At 64.5% G+C, this 18,025-nt stretch carries 16 protein-coding genes; 3 read left to right on the top strand and 13 right to left on the bottom strand.

Translation table 11 applies throughout. The features are described 5' to 3' along the window. Nucleotides 1–49 precede the first annotated feature (49 nt). The 4 genes from N687_RS0116650 to N687_RS0116635 form a co-directional block, all read right to left on the bottom strand. Nucleotides 50–1,993 carry a prenyltransferase/squalene oxidase repeat-containing protein gene (locus N687_RS0116650; protein ID WP_029422938.1) on the bottom strand — a complete coding sequence of 648 codons (1,944 nt, stop codon included), beginning with the start codon at nt 1,991–1,993 and terminating at the stop codon, nt 50–52. 116 nt (nt 1,994–2,109) lie between these two features. Continuing rightward, a complete protein-coding gene (locus N687_RS0116645) occupies nt 2,110–2,760 on the bottom strand; it encodes a hypothetical protein (protein ID WP_029422937.1) in 651 nt (216 codons plus the stop codon). Nucleotides 2,761–3,879: 1,119 nt separating this feature from the next. Next, entirely contained in the window at nt 3,880–5,679 is a 1,800-nt protein-coding gene (pepF, locus tag N687_RS0116640) for an oligoendopeptidase F (RefSeq protein WP_029422936.1), read from the bottom strand. A gap of 114 nt (nt 5,680–5,793) precedes the next feature. Next, nucleotides 5,794–7,410, bottom strand: coding sequence for a methyl-accepting chemotaxis protein (locus N687_RS0116635; RefSeq protein ID WP_197029312.1), 1,617 nt, complete (start codon nt 7,408–7,410; stop codon nt 5,794–5,796). Between the two features lie 201 nt (nt 7,411–7,611). Between N687_RS0116635 and cbpB the strand changes: the two genes are divergently transcribed. Beyond that, the gene (gene cbpB, locus N687_RS0116630) at nt 7,612–8,061 is read left to right on the top strand and encodes a cyclic-di-AMP-binding protein CbpB (RefSeq protein WP_029422934.1); all 450 of its coding nucleotides are present in this window, start codon (nt 7,612–7,614) and stop codon (nt 8,059–8,061) included. A 114-nt stretch (nt 8,062–8,175) separates the two neighbouring features. Here the strand turns inward: cbpB and N687_RS0116625 are convergent, their stop codons facing one another. From N687_RS0116625 to N687_RS0116605, 5 genes are all read right to left on the bottom strand, one after another. Then, the gene (locus tag N687_RS0116625; protein ID WP_231493512.1) at nt 8,176–10,368 is read right to left on the bottom strand and encodes a HelD family protein; all 2,193 of its coding nucleotides are present in this window, start codon (nt 10,366–10,368) and stop codon (nt 8,176–8,178) included. 192 nt (nt 10,369–10,560) lie between these two features. Continuing rightward, on the bottom strand, nt 10,561–11,940 hold the full coding sequence (gene gdhA, locus N687_RS0116620) for an NADP-specific glutamate dehydrogenase (RefSeq protein WP_029422932.1): 1,380 nt from the start codon (nt 11,938–11,940) through the stop codon (nt 10,561–10,563). Nucleotides 11,941–12,094: 154 nt separating this feature from the next. Next, complete coding sequence (locus N687_RS0116615; protein ID WP_051663369.1) at nt 12,095–12,757, bottom strand: potassium channel family protein; 663 nt, start codon at nt 12,755–12,757, stop codon at nt 12,095–12,097. A 12-nt stretch (nt 12,758–12,769) separates the two neighbouring features. Continuing rightward, on the bottom strand, nt 12,770–14,083 hold the full coding sequence (locus tag N687_RS0116610) for a TrkH family potassium uptake protein (protein WP_029422930.1): 1,314 nt from the start codon (nt 14,081–14,083) through the stop codon (nt 12,770–12,772). A gap of 117 nt (nt 14,084–14,200) precedes the next feature. Further along, the gene (locus N687_RS0116605; protein WP_029422929.1) at nt 14,201–14,620 is read right to left on the bottom strand and encodes a universal stress protein; all 420 of its coding nucleotides are present in this window, start codon (nt 14,618–14,620) and stop codon (nt 14,201–14,203) included. Nucleotides 14,621–14,755: 135 nt separating this feature from the next. Here N687_RS0116605 and N687_RS0116600 point away from each other — a divergent pair, with 135 nt between their 5' ends. Both N687_RS0116600 and N687_RS0116595 read left to right on the top strand, forming a co-directional pair. Further along, nucleotides 14,756–15,082 carry a HesB/YadR/YfhF family protein gene (locus N687_RS0116600; RefSeq protein WP_419670141.1) on the top strand — a complete coding sequence of 109 codons (327 nt, stop codon included), beginning with the start codon at nt 14,756–14,758 and terminating at the stop codon, nt 15,080–15,082. Between the two features lie 47 nt (nt 15,083–15,129). After that, entirely contained in the window at nt 15,130–15,387 is a 258-nt protein-coding gene (locus tag N687_RS0116595; protein WP_029422927.1) for a hypothetical protein, read from the top strand. 191 nt (nt 15,388–15,578) lie between these two features. Here the strand turns inward: N687_RS0116595 and N687_RS0116590 are convergent, their stop codons facing one another. The 4 genes from N687_RS0116590 to N687_RS0116575 all read right to left on the bottom strand — a co-directional run bounded on the left by N687_RS0116590 (nt 15,579) and on the right by N687_RS0116575 (nt 18,016). Then, nucleotides 15,579–15,956 (bottom strand): helix-turn-helix domain-containing protein, encoded by a 378-nt coding sequence (locus N687_RS0116590; protein WP_029422926.1) that lies wholly within the window; start codon nt 15,954–15,956, stop codon nt 15,579–15,581. A 61-nt stretch (nt 15,957–16,017) separates the two neighbouring features. Then, nucleotides 16,018–16,416 (bottom strand): hypothetical protein, encoded by a 399-nt coding sequence (locus N687_RS0116585; RefSeq protein WP_035462441.1) that lies wholly within the window; start codon nt 16,414–16,416, stop codon nt 16,018–16,020. Nucleotides 16,417–16,430: 14 nt separating this feature from the next. Continuing rightward, nucleotides 16,431–16,709: a 4Fe-4S dicluster domain-containing protein gene (locus tag N687_RS0116580; protein WP_029422924.1), complete on the bottom strand. Its 279-nt coding sequence runs from the start codon at nt 16,707–16,709 to the stop codon at nt 16,431–16,433. Further along, nucleotides 16,706–18,016 carry an FAD-dependent oxidoreductase gene (locus N687_RS0116575; RefSeq protein ID WP_029422923.1) on the bottom strand — a complete coding sequence of 437 codons (1,311 nt, stop codon included), beginning with the start codon at nt 18,014–18,016 and terminating at the stop codon, nt 16,706–16,708. Before N687_RS0116575 ends, N687_RS0116580 begins: the two co-directional genes overlap by 4 nt. Nucleotides 18,017–18,025: the final 9 nt, after the last annotated feature.

Genomic DNA, 18,025 nt, shown 5'->3' with positions numbered 1-18,025 from the left:
TGGCAGGACGAGGAGGCGGCGTGGGCTTCGTCACGACCATCCATCGCGGTCATGGCGCCGGACGTTGGGCGGCGTACCGGGCGAGGGCCAGGAGCGGCCACACCATCGGATAGCTGTGATAGCGGATGTAGGCCTGGCCGGCGATCCCGGCCCCGGTGGGATACGCCTCCCCCCACCCGCCGCCGGGTTGGGCCATGTCCATCAGGGCGGCGGCCGCGCGGCGGGTCTCCGGCGCCTCCGGCCCGACGGCCGCCAGGAGGGCCATCAGCCCCCAGGCCGTCTGGGTGGGCGTGCTGGCGGCGAGATCGACGAATGTGTCCACCTCATCGCTCCGGCACGACTCCCCGAATCCGCCGTCGGCGTGCTGGACGCTGCACAACCACGCGGCGGCCCGCCGCAGGGCGGGATCGTCCCGCGGCACACCGGCGGCCGCCAGGCCCGAGACGGCGGCCCATGTGCCGTACAGAAAGCAGATGCCCCACCGCCCGCGCCACGATCCGTCCTCGCGCTGCGCCCCCCGCAACCACTGCACGCCGCGCGCGATGGCCCGCCGAGCAGGCACATGCGTCGACGAAAGCGCTTCGATCACCCGGCCGGTCAGGTCGGCGCTGGACGGATCGGTCATCGCCTGGCCCATGTCGTTGATGGGCAGCCGCTCCAGCCAGCGCTTCCCGGAATCCCGCTCGAACGCGCCCCAACCGCCGTCCTCGTTCTGCATCCCGATGAGCCATCGTACGCCCTGCTTCCACACCGGCCACACATCGCGGCGGTAGGGATACAGCGCCTGTACGGCGGCGGCCGTGTCGTCAACGTCGGGGTACCTGGTGTTGACATCGGAAAAACCCCAGCCACCCGGCTGCACGGATGGCGCATGCACGCACCAGTCGGAGGGAAGGTCCTGTTGGCGCGACGCGAGATACTGCGCGGCCCGCCGAAGATGGGCTTCCTCCACAGGATCTGCATGGTCTGCCGGAACCGAGCCGGGACGGCCAGCGGAGCGGAGGGCATCCCGGGCGGATATGAGCGCATGCAGGGCGAGGGCGGTGTCCCAGACGGTGGAGGTGAACACCTGCTGGTGGAGCGTCCCGTCCAGCGGCCGGACCATCTCCCGCATGCCCTCCAGAGCCCGCTGGATGACGGGGACATCCCGCTCGTCCCCCACAGCGGCCAGCGCGAATACGGCGAGCACGGTGGCGGTGACGTAGCTGGCCAAGGTGCCGTTCGGCTCCAGCCGGTCCAGGATCCAGACGCGGCAGCGCTGGATGGCCCGCGTGTGCCGGAAGCGGGTGCGGAGCGCCGGCAGGTCGCGCGGCGGAGCCAGCAGTGAGACGATCCCGGGGTGCGGCGGGACGGGGAAGCGGTGCCGCAGGTGGCGCAGGATCATGAAGGAAGGCATGTGCACTCGCGCATAGCTGGAGAAGTCATACAGGGACAGTGGGGCGCCGGGCCCGAGCAGCGCGAAGTCGATGTGCTCGCCGGGCAGCCGGTTCCACGGGTACTGGCCCGCCGTGGCGAGCAAGATCTTCGTCATGTGCGACGCGGCGTCGAGCCCGCCGTGCCGCACCAAGTAGTCGCGGGCCCGCTGCATGGCCGGGTCGTCCGGCGCGCGTCCACAGAGCAGCAGGGTGGCGTAGGCGAGCGCAGTCGCCGATGGATTGTCGGGCTGATCGGGGTAGGCGCGCCATGCCCCGTCTTCGTCCTGGAGGGATTCAATCCGCCGGCAGAGGGCGTCGGCCAGCGGATCGACAGGCGACGAGGCCGACCAGACGACCGGCGTGTGGACGATGGGAGCGACCGGTGCGTGGCCAGGCGTGCAGGCGGAGGGGCCCGCAGTGTCCGTCTGGGCCCCCATGAGGCGCAAGCACAGCGCCATCATGGCGTCGGGCAGCGGGTTCACCTCGCAGCAAAAGTCGAACGCGCCGTCCGCGCGTTGACGTTCCATCAGCGCCTCTATCCCTTGCGCGAGAACCTGCAGGAGCGCGTCGTATTGCATGACTCGCGCCTCCCTCTCCACCATTCACTACACGGTATGAAGCGGAGGCGCGGCGGGTGCGCGATGAGGCAGGCCGGTGTCTGCGCCGCCAGCCTGGAGGTCCAGTGTTTCGGAGCCTAGGAGCCGGAATAGGAGTCGGAGGCACCGCTTCCACGGAGGGGATTCCCCAGCGGCTTGAGGTGGGTCATCAGGCCCTCGGGAAACTCGTCCTTCGGAAACGGAACGACGAGGAAATACGTGTTGCCGACTTGGAAACAGTACTGGGGCGACTGATGCGGATCGTCGAGCTTGTAGTAGACCCGGCCGGTGTGGGTCTTAATGGGGACCCAGCGCGTCGGGGTGTAGGTAAACGTGGCGTTCTTGGCGTCGGCGGCGGTGTTGCCAGAAACGTGCGGGATGGCGTACTGCCATGTGCGCGGGTCTTGATGCATCTGCAGGATGTGGAAGATCTCACCGCCCTGGCGGCGGCCGAAGTCCATGTTTCCTGCGCTATCCCATTCCAGAATGCGCGGATTGGCCGTGCCGATGCCACCGGTCACGACGTACACCTCGTGATCCTGTGGGGTCGACGCGACGTTGTACTGGTTGAGATTCTTGTAAATCTGGGCCATAGTTGCAGCATCGAAGTCGTCGTTCGGGAGCGCGATGTCGCGCTCCTGTTGGGCGGTTGCCGAGTTCATCCAATTCCATCCATGCCCCAAGAGGAATGCGGCCACCGCAGCGACGGCTACGAGCCCGTACCGGTGGCGATGGAGCGGCCCGCGCACCTTCCATTCCCCCCTTTGTGTACCGCGAAGGATCGGGGTAGCATACGTTTGTTATCTAACGGCCCGTCACGTCGGCAGGATACCAAACGTTTTTGATTTATCGCGTCGCCTTCGGAGCGTTATAGCATACGTTTTGAATTTATCCGCCCACCCCAGCTTCGGATGCGGTCCCGATAACGAAAAAGTTTGTATTTACGACTCGAACCACGAGCGCGGATAACAACATTCTGCTGTTTATCCGCCCGAACCAGGTATCGGATAACGTCAAAACGTACGTAATGCGCGGAACAGACACGATTCGCTCCCGGATCCCCACGTCACGACGGTGCCGTCCGCGGGTAAGCGCATCAGACGAGTCGTGAGAATGACTCCGTTGCTGGGGTCATTTTTTACGATACGCCTTCTTAAAAAGCACGACCAAGCCGACAACAAGAACAACTGTGACAATCACATTGATAATTCCACTTATCCCAATTCCAGATACGCTCATGGTAGCCACTCCCTCGCGTTATTTTACCTAAAAAAGTTCGCAACATCATGGACGCTTGCACCCCTCAGGAGGTAACCTTCGTGGCCGCTCGCTTCCGTAACAAACGCTTTGCACGTAAGAACCCGATCCTGCCGCAGGATACCAATCGTTTTTGACTTATCGCGCCGCCTTCGGAGTGTTATAGCATACGTTTTGAATTTATCCGCCCACCCAGCCCCGGATGCGGTCCCGATAACGAAAAAGTTTGTATTTACGACTCGAACCACGAGCGCGCATAACAACATTCTGCCGTTTATCCGCCCGAACCAGGTTCCGGATAACGTCACAACGTACGTAATACCCGGAACAAGTACGACTCGCTCCCGGAACAGACACGATTCGCTCCCGGATCCCCTCTCCTCACGACGGTGCCACCCGCGCCGGACGGTCCCCCACCACGAGACACCGCCCGCCGAGTCTGAAAACGGCGGCTACCCGCCAGGCCAACCGGCCCGGCGGGCAGCAACGCCCCGGCCATCCCGGTCCATGCCATCCCGGTCCATGCCACCCGGTCCATGCCATCCCGGTCCATGCCACCCGGGTGGTGCCACCCGGGGCCAACGGCCGTCCCGGCGCCCCAACGCCACGGGTCAGAAGCTGCGCTCCAGCTCGTCCACCAACGAGCCGACGAAGGCGACCGAATCGCGGATGGGCTCCGGCTTCGACATGTCGACGCCGGCCAACTGCAGCAGCTCCAGCGGCCGCAGGGTGCCGCCCGCCTTCAACGCCTGCAGCCAGCGATCGACCGCGGGTTGACCTTCCTCGAAGATGCGCTTGGAGATGGCGGTCGAAGCTGTCAGACCGGCGGAGTAGGTGTACGGATACAGGCCCATGTAGTAGTGCGGCTGGCGCATCCACACCAATTGAGCCCCGTCGTCGATCTCCACCGTGTCCCCCCAGAAGTTCGCCAGTACCTCGCCCTTCTGCTCACACAGCACGCTCGCCGTGATGGGTTTGCCCGCCTCGGCCAGGGCATACACGCGCCGCTGCAGCTCCGCTTCGAGCAGGTGCGTCACGAAGTTGTGGTAGTAGGTGCCGAGCATCTGCAGAATGACCCAGCGGCGCATGCGCGGATCGTCCGAGCGGGACAGGATGTACCGGCCGAGCAGCATCTCGTTCATCGTCGACGGCGCCTCGATGAAGTACATCGACGGACGCGTGTTCGTGTAGCGCTGGTTGCGCTGCGCCAGCGCGAAGTGGCCGGCGTGGCCCAGTTCGTGCGCCAGCACGAACGCCCCGCGCATCGTGTCTGTCCAGGTGATGAGGATGAACGGGTGCGCGCCGTACGGGCTCGAGCAGAAGGCGCCCGTGCTCTTGCCGACGTTGTCGGCGAGATCGACCCAGCGCTCCGACAATGCCGTGCGGATCACGTCGGTGTACTCAGGGCCGAGGATCGAGAGCGCCTCGAGGATCAGCTTCCCGGCCTCCTCCACCGTGGTCTTCGGCGTGAACTCGGCGTCCAGCGGAACCTTGAGATCGCAGTGGAGCATCTTGTCCAGACCGAGCACCCGCTGGCGCAGTTTGGCCAGGCGCCGCATGTGCGGAGCCAGCTCCGCCTGGATGATGTTGAGGAGGTTCTCGTACATCTCGATGGTCACCTGCTGCGGCTCGAGCAGCATGTGGGTGACCGATTCGTACCGGCGGACCCGGGCCAGCACCACTTGGCGCTGCACCTCCGCCGCATAGGCGGCTGCGAACGTGTTTTTGTACTGATGCAGGGTCTTGACGAACGACCGGTACGCCTTGCGTCGCAGATCGGTGTCCGGCAACAGTTCGTAGCGGTCCTCGTAGAGGGCGAAGGAGACCGGATGTTCGTTGCCGTCGGCGTCGGTGATCGGATCGAACTGCATGTCCGACAGCTTGCTCCGCTGATAGACGTTGTACGGGGCCCCGAACACCTCGCCGAGCGCCGCCAACACGTTCTCCGTCTCGGGAGACAGTCGGTGCGGACGCGTCGCCAACAGGTCCTCCAGGGCCTTGCGGAAATCGGCCAGGCCCGGTTCCTCCGTGAGGTACCGCTCCACCGTACCTTCGGGCAGAGCCAAGATCTCGGAATCCACGAACGACAGCGCCGCCGCGACGGCCGCGTTCATCGCCGCCGCCTTGCTGGCATTGGCCTGATTGACCGGGTTCGTGGAATCCTCCGACACCCGCAGGTGCGCGTAGGTCGAGGTGCGGATCACGCGCTCCATCAGCCTCTCTCTCGCTTCCATGCAGGCCAGCAGAACCTTCGCCCCGTCGGCGAGCTTCCCCCGATACTGTGTCACCGTGTCGACATCCCGCCGAATGGCTTCCACCTCGGCCTCCCAATCCTCGGGTGTCGCGAACAGGTCCTCCAGCCGCCACGTCCGTTCGACAGGCACTTCGGCACGGGTCAGTCGTTTGGCCATGCGCTCAAAACTCCCTTCATGCATTCACAGACGGCCCGAAGACCGCCTGCGAATCTTTCGATAGGCGAAATCACTCATAGCATAGCAAACTTTCCCCGCCTTCTGGTAGACCGCTCAACCGGTGTGGAAGCGGCCGACCAGGCGCTGCAAGGCCCCCGCCATGTCGGACAGCATCCCCGCCGACGAGGCCACCTCCTGCATGGCCGCCATCTGCTCTTCCGCGGCCGCCGCCACGTCCTCCGTGTGCGCGTGCATGTCGGCTACCACCGCCGAGATGTGCGCCACGCGCTCCACCACGGCCTCGGCGCTCGCGGCCAGGTGATCCATCGCGGCCGAGATCTCCCGGACGTGCCCCGCCACGCCCTCCACCCCCGACCGGATGTCGGCGAACGCTACCCCCGCCGCCTCCACCGTCGCCACGCCCGCCGCGACCTCCCCGGCCGCGGCCGTGGCCGCCTGCACGAGATCCACCAACTCGCGCTGCACATCCCGGATCAACTCGTCAATCTCGCCGGCCGCCCGCCCCGACTGTTCCGCCAGAGTCCTGACCTCTGAGGCGACCACCGCGAAACCGCGCCCGTGCTCCCCGGCACGGGCCGCCTCAATGGCCGCGTTGAGCGCGAGCAGGTTGGTCTGCTCCGCGATATGCGAGATCACGTCGACAATCCGTCCGATGGACTTCGACTGCTCCGCCAGCCCATGCACGACGTCGGCCAGGCGTCCCACCGCCTCCCGGATGGCGTTGAACTGGGTGACCGCCGCTTCAATCCGGCCCTGCCCCACCGCGGACGTCTCCGCCATCCGTTCGGACACCTCGGCCGCGATCCGCGCCCGCGATCGCCCGTCCTGCACCTCATCCATCACCGTCTGGATGGCTCCGCTTCCCTCGCGCGCGTCGACGGCCTGCCGTTCCGCTCCCGCGCTCACCTCCTGCATCCGCGTCGCGATCTGCTCCGACGCCTTCATCGTCCCTTCCGCGTTGGTGCGCAGCTCCGACACCGCCTGCACCACCTTGGCGGCGCTGTCGCCCACCTGCCGGAGCATGTCCGCCATACCGAGGCTCACCTTGTTCAGTTCAAACTGTACCTGCCCGAACTCGTCCCGCCGCTTTGGCTGAACCCGGTGTTGGAGGTTGCCCCGGCCGATCTCCCGCAGGTGGTGCACCCAGGCGCGGTAGGCCCGCGCGAACGCCACACGGTCCCACGCCACCACCAGGATCGCCAGAGCCAGGCAGACCTGCGCCGCGATCCGCTGCCAGCCGTGCCCCACCGCCAGACCGGCCCATCCCGCCGCTTGCAGCACGGCAAAAGGTACACCCACCTTCAAATGGCGGCTCATCCCGTGCAGAATCTGGCCGGACCGCAGGACGTACACCTTTTTCCCGTGCAGGTGCACGGGCGTGGTGACATCGATCAACCGCTCCCCGGTGTTGCGCGGGTAGTAGAACGCCTCCGTGCGAACCACGGCGGCTGCCTTGCGCCCGACCGGATCGAGGTAATACACCCCCTCGCGCAGATGGTTCGTGTGAAGCTCCGAGAATCCGTCCTCGCGCATGAGGTTGAAGTACTCCAGTTCGCCGAGCCAGCGGTCCATCACCGCGCGGATCTCCTGCCGGGCCGCGTCCGTCAGCCCCCCGTGCCGCGCCAGACACCCTTCCACGTCGCGTGCGGCGCGCTCCACCACCTCGCGCTGTCGCCGTACCATGCGCCTCGGCAATCTCTTTTCTACCACAGATCTCCATCCCCCGTTCACACCGGCCACGCCCCGCATCGTCGCAGGGTTCCATGAATTCACAGAAGTTCAACTGGATCTTCGCGGCCCCGGATGAAATTCCTGCTATCGCACGACCGGCGGTCACCGGTGCCGCACGAGCAACGGGGGTCGATTTTGCGGTACAATAGCGAGGTCAATGCAGGGAAGGATGTGTCAAGCGTGGCAACGGTGGATGTCAGCCAGTTCCTCAATCAACCGGCCGAATCCCTGATGATTGCGGCGGACAACGTTGCGTGTGTGTATGTCGATCACACGCTCGAACATGCGCTGCTCGTCCTCACCCACTCAGGGTACTCCGCCATCCCGGTGCTCGACGCCCGGTCGGTGGTGCGCGGGCTGATCCACACCAACCTCGTCATCAACACGGTCGCCGGCCTCGACGGCTACCATATGGAGTCTCTCAGTGATCGGACCGTGGGCTCCGTCATGAGCGACCGCGTGCCGACCCTCCGTCGGAGCGAGCCGCTGCTCAAGGCCCTCGAGATGGCCATCAACCACACGTTCATCTGCGTCGTGGAAGAAGACGGGCGGCTGGCCGGCATCATCACCCGCAAGGCGCTGATCGGAAAACTGTACCAATACGTGCGGGAACGCGGGCTGGGCCGCTGACGCTGCACCAGCCGCGCACCCCCGGGGCGGCGGGACTCCTCCGACCCCGCCGGCCCCTCTGGCGCTGGTCATCGCCGGCCACCCCCGCCGGCCACCGCGGGCGGCCCGCCGGCCTCAGACGACCTCAGGCGATGCCCCCGCCTCGCGCGCCGATGCGCGGTGGCGCAACAGGGGCGAGGCCTCGCCCGCGTATTGCACCCACAGCCGGTGCAGGGCGCGCGTGCACCCCACGTACAGCAGCTTGGCGCTCAGCGGCGAATCGTCGTAGTGGCGCGCGTCCGCGCCGACCAGGAGCACCGCGTCGAACTCCAGCCCCTTCGCCAGATACACCGGCAACACCGACACGCCGCCCTCGTACTGCTCGTCCTTGGCGTGGATCCGGTGCGCCTCGATCCCCGCCGCCAACAGCGCCCGGTGCATTCGTTCACACAGATCCTCCGTCCGTGCCATCACCGCCACCGTCGCCGCGTGGCGGCACAAGGCCTGCACCGCCTGGACCGCTCGTTCCTCCTGCTCCCGTTCGGCGACGCGTTCAACGACCACCGGATCGCCGCTGCGGAACACCGGTTTGGCCAGCACGAACTGGTCGAACGGGCGGATGATCTCGTTGGCGAAATCGATGATCTCCATCGTGGAACGGTAGCTCACGTCGAGTTGGAAGAATGCCCGCTTCCCCTCGTCGAACAGTTCCAGGAACGCCGACCAGTCGGTGATGCCCTGGTACGTGTGGATGCTCTGCGACAGATCGCCGAGGATGGTGAACGACTGGCTCGGGCAGAACAGCTGCAGCACCCGGATCTGGAACGGGGAAAAGTCCTGGGCCTCGTCGATGACCACGTGATCGAACCTTTGATGCGGTTCGATCCCGTGCCACCGCGCGTGAATATACACCAAGGGCACCAGGTCCTCCGGCTCCACGAGCGGCCGCTTGCGCCGTCCCCGGCGGCCGGAGACCATCTGCGCTTCCCACGCCGGCGCGTCCGGCAACACCTCCGCCAGCACCTGTTCGTAGATGTCGAGCGGCGTCCACTGAGGCCACCGGCTCTGGTACGCGCGCAGGCGCGACTGCGAGCGTTTCCGCACCGCCCCGGTGCGGTCCTGCTCCTTCACGCCCTTGTACATCGTGTCCATCCACCGCTTGATGCGCGCAAGGACGCGATCCCGCCGCTGCCCCGGGGGATAGTGCGCGTAGTCCTGTTCGTACCAGCCTCGGATGGTCGCCTCGTCCAGGCGCGCCCCCTCCCAGGGCTCGAAGTCCCCCTCCGGTACCAACCGGCCCTCGAGAGCGCGCAGCCGCTCGTCGATGGCCTCCTGAAAACGGATGGACCCCTTCGTGCGGGCGAGATCGAACTCCCGCCGGGCCGCCGGGGAAGTCCGCGGGGCGAACCAGCGCGCCAAGCGATCCCCCGGGTCGCGCACGGCGACGGCGTGATCGAGCAAATCCAACGCCCACTTGGTGAAGGTGGTCTGCTGGATATTACCCACCCCGAGTTCGGGCAGGACTTCTGAGATGTAATCGACGAACATCGCGTTGGGGGCGAAGATCACCATGCGCTCCGGCCGCAGCCGTTCGGCGTGGCGATAAAGCAGATAGGCGATCCGGTGGAGCGCCACGGTCGTCTTCCCGCTCCCGGCCACTCCTTGGATGACGATGGCCCGGTCGCGCTCCGCGCGGATGATGCGATCCTGTTCCGCCTGGATGGTGGAGACGATGTCGCGCAGGCGATTGTCCTTGTTCTCGGCGAGGCGGTAGAGCAGAAAGTCGTCGGCCACATTGAGATTCTCTTGGCCCTTGACGTAGCTGTCGACCACGCGTTGCAACCGGCCGTCGCGCACCGCGATATTGCGTTTGAGATAGACCTCGCCGGTGATCTCACCGTCCGGCGATTCGTACGAGGCGCGGTCCTGGCCGGAGAAGGAATAAAACAGGCTCGCCACAGGCGCCCGCCAGTCGATGACCATCCGTTCGCCGGAGGCGCTGTCCTCGAGCCCGCGTTTGCCGATGTACAGGGGGACCGGGTGATCGGCACCCTCCTCCCGAAAATCAATCCGTCCGAAGTACGGCTCCCGGGCCGCGGCCGCCAATACCTTCAACTGTTCCTCCCGCAACCCCGAGACGACCGATTCGGCCACCTGCTCTGCGGTTTGCGCCTCGTCCCGGTCAGACTCATCCACGGCCTCCCTGGCCTGCCTGAGTTCGTGCAGCCGCTCGGACATCTCGGCAATGCGGGACAGCACCTGGCGCAGATGCTCGTTTTCCTCGTGCATCGGGTCTCCCAGCCTGGCATTCGAAGCATGAGGAAGCACGCTGGCATCCCTCCAGCCCTTGGCAATTTGAAAACGATCCGCGGTGGGCGTCCGGCACGCGGGATCCCCACCGCGGAGATTTTGGGCAGACTATTATTTTACCGATGTTGCGAGGGAATGCAAACGGTGCGCCTTGTCCCGGCTTCTGCGTCGATGTCCTCTGGTCCGCAAAGGGGATAAGAATGTGGCAGATCACACCAATCCCTGGGCCATCATGGCGTCTGCCACCCGGAGGAACCCAGCGATGTTCGCCCCAGCCACCAGGTCGCCGGCGTGGCCAAACGCTTCGGCCGCCTGTACGCTCTGTCGGTAGATGTCCCGCATGATGTCGCGCAGTTTGGCATCCACTTCCGCAAAGCTCCAGCTGCCGCGCACACTGTTTTGCGCCATCTCGAGTGCGGATACCGCCACGCCGCCGGCGTTGGCCGCCTTGGCGGGTGCAAAGTACACGCCGTGTGCTTGAAACATCCGTACGGCCTCCAGGGTACAGGGCATATTGGCACCTTCGCCGACCGCCAGCACGCCGTTGCGCACCAAGGTCTCCGCCGCCGCCAGGTCCAATTCGTTCTGGGTCGCGCAGGGCAGCGCGATGTCGCACGGGATGGACCAAATGCCCGAGCAGCCCTCGTGGTACTCGGCGCCGGGGTGCTCCTTCACGTACTCTCGAATCCGCTTCCGTTCGACTTCCTTCAGCCGCTTGACCGTGTCCAAACGGATGCCGTTGCGGTCATGGATGAACCCGTCGGAGTCACTGCAGGCCACCACCGTCGCCCCCAGCTCGGCCGCCTTCTGCATGGCGTACATGGCCACATTGCCGGATCCGGACACCACCACCGTCTTGCCTTCGAAGGTGGTTCCCGCGTCGCGGAGCATTTCTTCGACGAAGTACACCACACCAAAACCGGTGGCCTCCTTCCGCACCAAGCTGCCGCCGTAGCTAATCCCCTTTCCGGTCAGTACCCCTGCCTCATGGGCACCCCGAATCCGTTTATACTGGCCGAACAAATAACCAATCTCACGCGGGCCTACGCCGATGTCTCCCGCCGGGACGTCGACGTCCGGTCCAATGTGGCGGTACAGTTCCGTCATGAAGCTCTGCGCGAAGCGCATGATCTCCTGATCCGATTTTCCCTTCGGATCGAAGTCGGCCCCGCCCTTGCCGCCTCCGATGGGCTGGCCCGTCAGGGCATTCTTGAAGATCTGTTCAAAGCCCAAAAACTTCACGATGCTAGCATTGACCGACGGATGGAACCGGAGTCCCCCTTTGTAGGGACCGAGGGCACTGTTAAACTGGACACGAAAGCCACGGTTCACATGGATGCGCCCTGCGTCGTCCGTCCATGGAACGCGAAATGTCACCATCCGCTCCGGCTCCACCAAACGTTCCAGGATGGCCTGCTCCATGTACTCAGGACGGCGGGCGAGCACAGGCACCAGGGAGTCAAACACCTCTTTCACGGCCTGTTGAAACTCGGGCTCGTTCGGGTTGCGTTTTTGAACCTCTGCAAACACCGACGCCGCGTATTGCTGTGCGACCTCATGTTCGACCGTCCGAACTGCTGAAATGGTCATGATGCTTCTCCCTTTTCAAACGAATTTACTGCGATGATACGACGCACCACCCCTCTCCTCCTAGCGAAAAATTGTATCAATTTTATGTCAATTATGGGCCGCGAGCTGGGCACGGGCGCCCTCGCGGCGGCCTGCACCCGTAACCCCGGAAGCATCACTTCTGGTATCGGCGCGCCATCTGGTTGAGTGAATCGGACGTGCCAATGCACATCAGCTTGTCGCCTTCGAGGATGCGGTCTTGGGCGGAGACCGGGAACAGTTTGTGCTTGCCGCGGACGATCAACACCACCTGCACGCCAAAGCGCCCTGTCAGGTTCAGCTCTGCCAGGGTGTGGTTGATCATCTGCGGCCCCGCCTGCAACTCCATGGTGAAGATCTCCTCGTACAGCTCCACCATCTCGAGGATGCTCGATCGCGTCAGCAGCCGCGCCAAGCGGATGCCCGAATCGTATTCGGGGTACATCACCCGGTCCGCGCCAAGACGCTCCAGGATCTTGCCGTGGGTGACGTTCGTGGCCTTCGCGACCACGTACAGCCCGAGGTCCTTGCAGTTGATGGTGGCGTAGTTGGAGGCGGTCTGATCGTCTCCGATGGCGATGATGGCCGCGTCCACGTCCTTGAATCCGACCTCCACCAGAAACTCCATGCTCTCCGCGTTGCCGATAGCGGTGTGACACATCTCGGCCAGCGGATCGAGCGCGTCGGGATCCCGGTCGACCACCAGCACCTCATGTCCCAACCGGACCAATTCCCTGGCCGCGCCGGTCCCGAACCGCCCCGCACCGATGATGCCGATCGTCTTCATCTTGCGTGCCACGCTGTCATCCCTCTATCCAATCAGAATTCGCTCCTCGACATAGCGCGCGTGCGAACGCACGCGTTCCGACAAGCTGACGAGGAACGTCAGAATCCCGATGCGCCCGATGTACATGGTGAAAATCAGCACCCACTTCATCGGTTCGCCGATGATCCCGGTGATCCCGGTGGTCAGCCCCACCGTCCCAAACGCAGAGACCACCTCAAACAGGAGCCGGATGAACTCGATGCTCGGCTCGAATACAGCTGCCACCAGAGTCCCTGCCATCACCACGCCCAGCGACAGCATGAAGATGACCAACGACTTGATGGCGATATCCCACGGGATGGTCCGCTCCCAGGCGACGATGTCCGCCCGGCCGCGGATAGTCGCCAGGGCGGTCTTGACCATGGTGTACGTGGTGGTCGTCTTGATGCCGCCTCCGGTCGATCCCGGCGACGCGCCGATAAACATGTATACCACGTAGATAAACCAAGTCACGTCGCGCATGTGCCCGATGGGCACCGATTCGAAACCACAGGTGCGCAGCGTGACGGACGAAAACCACGCGTTGAGCACCTTGTATGGCCAACTTAGATGGGCCATCGAGTGGCCGGCTTCGAACAACAAGGTGAGCGCCGTCCCGGACAACAGCAGGACGCTGGTCACCGACAGCACAATGCGCGTGTGCAAGCTCAGCGTCCGGTGGCGGTGGTACGAATACAGCTCCGCAAGGACCACGAAGCCCAACCCGCCGAGGATGATGAGGACGCTGGTGAGGAAGAGCACCACGGCGTCCGTCTGAAATCCGTCGAGGGAGCTGCCCCACAGGTCGAACCCGGCGTTGTTGAACGCCGAGATCGCGTGAAACGCCGCGAATCCCGCCGCGCGCACCCAGGGGTACCCGTAGTGAAAGTGAAAATAGAGCGCGAACACCACAGCCGCGATACCTTCAATCGCCAGGCTGAAGTGCAACACGCTCTTGATGAGCCGCACGATCCCGTGCACCCCGAAGTTTTTGTCTTCTGCGATGAATTTCCGTTCTCCCAGATTGATCTTGCGGCCCAGGGCCAAATACACCAGGGTCGTGACGAACGTGATGCCGGCCCCGCCGATTTGGATCAACAGTGCGATGACCACCGCTCCCAGAGGCGTCCACGTCGTCGCCGGGGTGACGGTGGTCAGGCCGGTGACATAGCTGGCGCTCGCCGCCGTGAAGAGCGCGTCCGTGTAATGCACCGGTACACGCCGGCACCACGGCAGCATCAACAAAAGAGAACCCGCCACGGCCAGCGCCGCGTAGCCGAGCGCAATCTTCCGGGCAGGGGTGAATCTTGAAGAGTTCATGTTCACCGTGGCGAGCCATCCTCCGTCTTCAGGGCGGTTCCACCGGCACACGCCGGGATACAGACCTCATTATACCCGCGCGCAGAAGTTTCTGCATAGGAGGCGCGCACGATTCCGTCAGGGCACCACCATGACCGGCACCTTCGCGTGGTGCAGGACGCCTTGGCTGACGCTGCCCATCAACAGGTGATTGAGTGCCCCGCGTCCGCGCCGGCCCAAGACAATCAGGTCGACCCCCTCTTCCTCCGCGAGATCGCAGATGATACGCACCGGGACGCCCCGGATGTTGCGGAAACGTAGGCGATCCTCATAGCCCGCGAACCAGGACCGGCTCGCCGCTTCCACTTCCTGCGCAAACTCCTCTTCCGCACGGACCACCACGTCCGTGACCAGGGTCTCCGCCGGGTACGGGGCGATGGGGGTCACATACAGGATCAGCACCTCCGCGTCCGGCCAGGACTCGAGCAGCGACCGCACCATACGGCCGGCTTTTTCCGAAGGGGCCGATCCGTCCGTCGCGAACAACACCTTTTTCACGCCAGCTCCTCCTTCCTTCCAGAAGCATAATCCGAATGGACGATGCGATTCTCCGCATCGGATGCGATAATGGGAGTGGGGCCCGCTTCATGCCGTTCATCGGGCGGGCGTCCCGCCACCAGACGAGAGGGGGGGATGGCCGTGCAGATAAGGTTTTCTGCGGAGGCCGCCCAGTGGCTGAAGCGTGAACTCAATTTAGGGCCGCAGGACGCGGTGTGCGTCTTCGCCCGCTACGGAGGCCAGTCTGACATTCACCCTGGATTCTCCCTCGGAATGAGCAAGGACGTCCCGGCGGGCCCCGTCGTGGCCGAAGAGCACCACGGCATGCGGGTCTTCGTCCGGGAGGCGGATCTGTGGTATTTTGATGGCATGGACCTGTACATCGGGTACGATCCGGTCCTCGACGAGGCGGTGCCCCAAGCCGTCCCCGCAGAAGCAAAGGCGGACCATCGCGCTGTGTGACCGCTCGCGCGACGGTGCGAGCACTGCACAGGAAAGAAGGTGTCCCGATGCGCCGACGAGAGCACGTTCTGCTCGGCACCAACGAGGTGACCCTCTCTGTCACCGCAAAGATCGATCTCACGCGCCCCCAGTTGTTCGAGTTCGCGGCTGCAGCCCTGTTGGCCCGGTACGAGGAAGAGTTTGGGACGGAGGCACGGAAGCGCTTGGTTCAGTCCCTGGCAGACGCCGACCTCTCCCAGCCGGCATGGCGATTGCGGCCGGAAGATTCGTGTTGGAACGCGTCCGGTCCGGATTCGAACGCGTAAGCAATCCAGGGGTGCCCGCCCACCTGCGCCCGGAGAATCCTGACCGAATCCATCCGGCAGAGCCGCCGTCCGAATGCCACGTGTACATCTCCGCCCTGCAGAACCAGGGCGGAGATTTTACAGCGCCGGTGTTGGACTCACGGCGTGACGACCATCTTCCCCATCACCTGGAATCCGCCCGTGTCTTGGCCCTATACCTTCGGACGCCGGCTGCGGCCGGCCAACCCTTGCAACCCCTCCTGCTCAAACCGGTGTTTCAGTTGGTAAAACCATTTGCGCGAGATCCCGCGCTCCCGGCACGCCTCGCTGACATTTCCGATGGCTTCGGCCAACTCGAGGATACCGAGCCGCTCATACGCCACACGCTCCGCTTCCGTCGCCGGGGGCGGCGAGGTGCACGTGATGAACGGCCCCGGCCTGTCCAGCTCCACCTGATGCAGATACGAACAGTAGAAGCACACATCTACGTCAATCAGCCCGCGGCGCGGGCACATCACCCGGCCGTTCCGCACAAAGTGCCTCACCGGCCGGGCTTCATGCCCCTCGTCCGCTCGATGGTGTTCACGCACCGTACATCACCTCCAGGCTCCCCTGTCCCCACCTCCGGCGGCGGCCAGACGGGTGGGCACTTCAATGCGTATTCAGGCGTGGTTCTGCGATGCGGCCGTGCCGGACGTCGAAGCCCGCGGCGCGCAGGGTCTCTTCCAGCTCCGCCAGACGTTTGCAGGCCAGTTCCATCGCCTTCGGATCCGTGCAGCGCGGTTCGGTCTCCGTCACCACAGCGACCCGGTGGATATACTCATAGGTCGCGTCTCCGGCCGGGTCGCGCGCGGTCACCACGCAGTCCAGTCCGACGTAATACACGAACGACAATTCGCTCTGCCGCGCATCCTCGAACAAGTCGAGGTGCACCCGCCGAATCCCTTCCCGCCGTACTTCGTCGATGAAATGATCGATGCTCGAGAACTCGATCCGCGCGGGCAACCGGACACCTTTGGATTCGGGAGCTGGAGAACGGCGGGACAACATAGGAACCCCTCCCATCAACCAAACTTGTAGGCGATGCCATAGCCGCCTGTCGGATACGTCCACTCGATGTTGTGCTCCGCGCAGGCGATGCGGCACGTCCCGCACTCGAGGCAGTTCTCATAGGCGACGAGAATCCGTCGCTCGCCTGCGTCCCACGCGTACACATCGGCGGGGCAAAACCACTCGCACGCCTTGGTCGGGCACGTCTCACACACAGCCTGGTCGCGGATGGTCAAGTGGCTCTTGTCGTCGACCCGGTAGCGCACGGCGTACAGTCGATCCTCGATGCTCATCCGTTCATCGCCCTCCATCCCCGCCAGCCGATGCCGATGAGCCCGGCCGTCCCCCCGGCCGCCTCCCGCAACAGCGCGGCAGCACGTTTCTGTTTGTCCCGCTTGCTCTCCCCGTCCACCGACAGCATCTCATACACGGCATCGTTCAGCGCCTGCGGCAGCGCACCGAACAGCAACTCCACCTGAGGTCCCGAGAGCAGGCCGTGCAGGCCGCGGTATTTTTTCAGATCGCGGTGGATGATGGACTCCTTCACCGCCCGGGTGTATGCCCCGAGACCCCCGGCGGACCAGTCGCCTGTGGCATGGCAGGCCACCGCCGTCTCTCCCGCCAGGCGGCCGGACAACAACGCCAGATCCGTACCCTCCCGGTGCGCGGCATTGACCATCTGGGCCGCGTCGCCGCAGATCATCCAGCCGTCCCCCGCCAGAGGCGGCATGGCATCGAATCCGCCTTCCGGGATGAGGTGCGCGGCATACTCCTTGGTCTCCCCCCCGGCGATGAGGCGCTGAATCTCGGGATGTTGCTTGATGCCATCGAGCACCTGGTACGGTTTGACCTTCTTCTTCCGGAGGTCGCTGACCATGACACCGACCCCGATGGAGAGCGTATCCTGATTGGTGTAGAGGAACCCGAGTCCGGCCATGCCGCACGTCTCGCCGACCAATTCGATGGTCACCCCGTCTCCCTCTTCTACGCCGAAACGCGCTTGGATGATGTCCTTGGGCAGGGCGAGCACTTCTTTCACCGCCAAGGACACCTGGTCCGGATTCCACTCCCTGTGTACCCCCAACGATTTGGCCAGAAGGGAGTTGACACCGTCGGCGATGATGACCACAGATGCGTAGAGATCACCCTCATCTCGGTCGGTCCGGACGCCGACCACCTTTTCCCCGTCGCGGATGAGGCTCGTGGCGACAGTCTCATAGATGGGAATGGCACCCGCCCGCTCCGCCTTGCCAGCTAACCAGGCATCGAACTTGGCGCGCTGCCCCGTCCACGCGTTGGGCGGTTCCTTAAACCGCGCCGACCGGTACCCGAGGCTCACGACGCTGTCCTTGCCGAGTACCCACAGACGTTGCTCCACGACCTTCCGCTCCAATGGCGCCTCTTTCCAAAACTCCGGAATGATGTCTTCCAGCGGTTTGCGATACAGGACGCCTCCAAATACGTTCTTAGCGCCCGGAAACTCCCCCCGTTCAATCAACGCCACACGCATGCCTTGGCTGGCCATGGTGTAAGCGGCCACGCTGCCAGCAGGTCCAGCGCCCACGACGATGGCGTCGAATCGCGGTGCACTCACGCGCATCCCCTCCCT

It is taken from the genome of Alicyclobacillus macrosporangiidus CPP55 (assembly GCF_000702485.1).
Lineage (GTDB): Bacteria > Bacillota > Bacilli > Alicyclobacillales > Alicyclobacillaceae > Alicyclobacillus_H > Alicyclobacillus_H macrosporangiidus_B.
This window is presented reverse-complemented; position numbering and strand designations above follow the sequence as displayed.

Coding starts and splice junctions, on each gene's coding strand:
- N687_RS0116650 (WP_029422938.1), bottom strand. CDS start 1,993: ATGCAATACGACGCGCTCCTGCAGGTTCTCGCGCAAGGGATAGAGGCG.
- pepF (WP_029422936.1), bottom strand. CDS start 5,679: ATGGCCAAACGACTGACCCGTGCCGAAGTGCCTGTCGAACGGACGTGG.
- gdhA (WP_029422932.1), bottom strand. CDS start 11,940: ATGACCATTTCAGCAGTTCGGACGGTCGAACATGAGGTCGCACAGCAA.
- N687_RS0116610 (WP_029422930.1), bottom strand. CDS start 14,083: ATGAACTCTTCAAGATTCACCCCTGCCCGGAAGATTGCGCTCGGCTAC.
- N687_RS0116600 (WP_419670141.1), top strand. CDS start 14,756: ATGGCCGTGCAGATAAGGTTTTCTGCGGAGGCCGCCCAGTGGCTGAAG.
- N687_RS0116595 (WP_029422927.1), top strand. CDS start 15,130: ATGCGCCGACGAGAGCACGTTCTGCTCGGCACCAACGAGGTGACCCTC.
- N687_RS0116585 (WP_035462441.1), bottom strand. CDS start 16,416: ATGTTGTCCCGCCGTTCTCCAGCTCCCGAATCCAAAGGTGTCCGGTTG.
- N687_RS0116580 (WP_029422924.1), bottom strand. CDS start 16,709: ATGAGCATCGAGGATCGACTGTACGCCGTGCGCTACCGGGTCGACGAC.
- N687_RS0116575 (WP_029422923.1), bottom strand. CDS start 18,016: ATGCGCGTGAGTGCACCGCGATTCGACGCCATCGTCGTGGGCGCTGGA.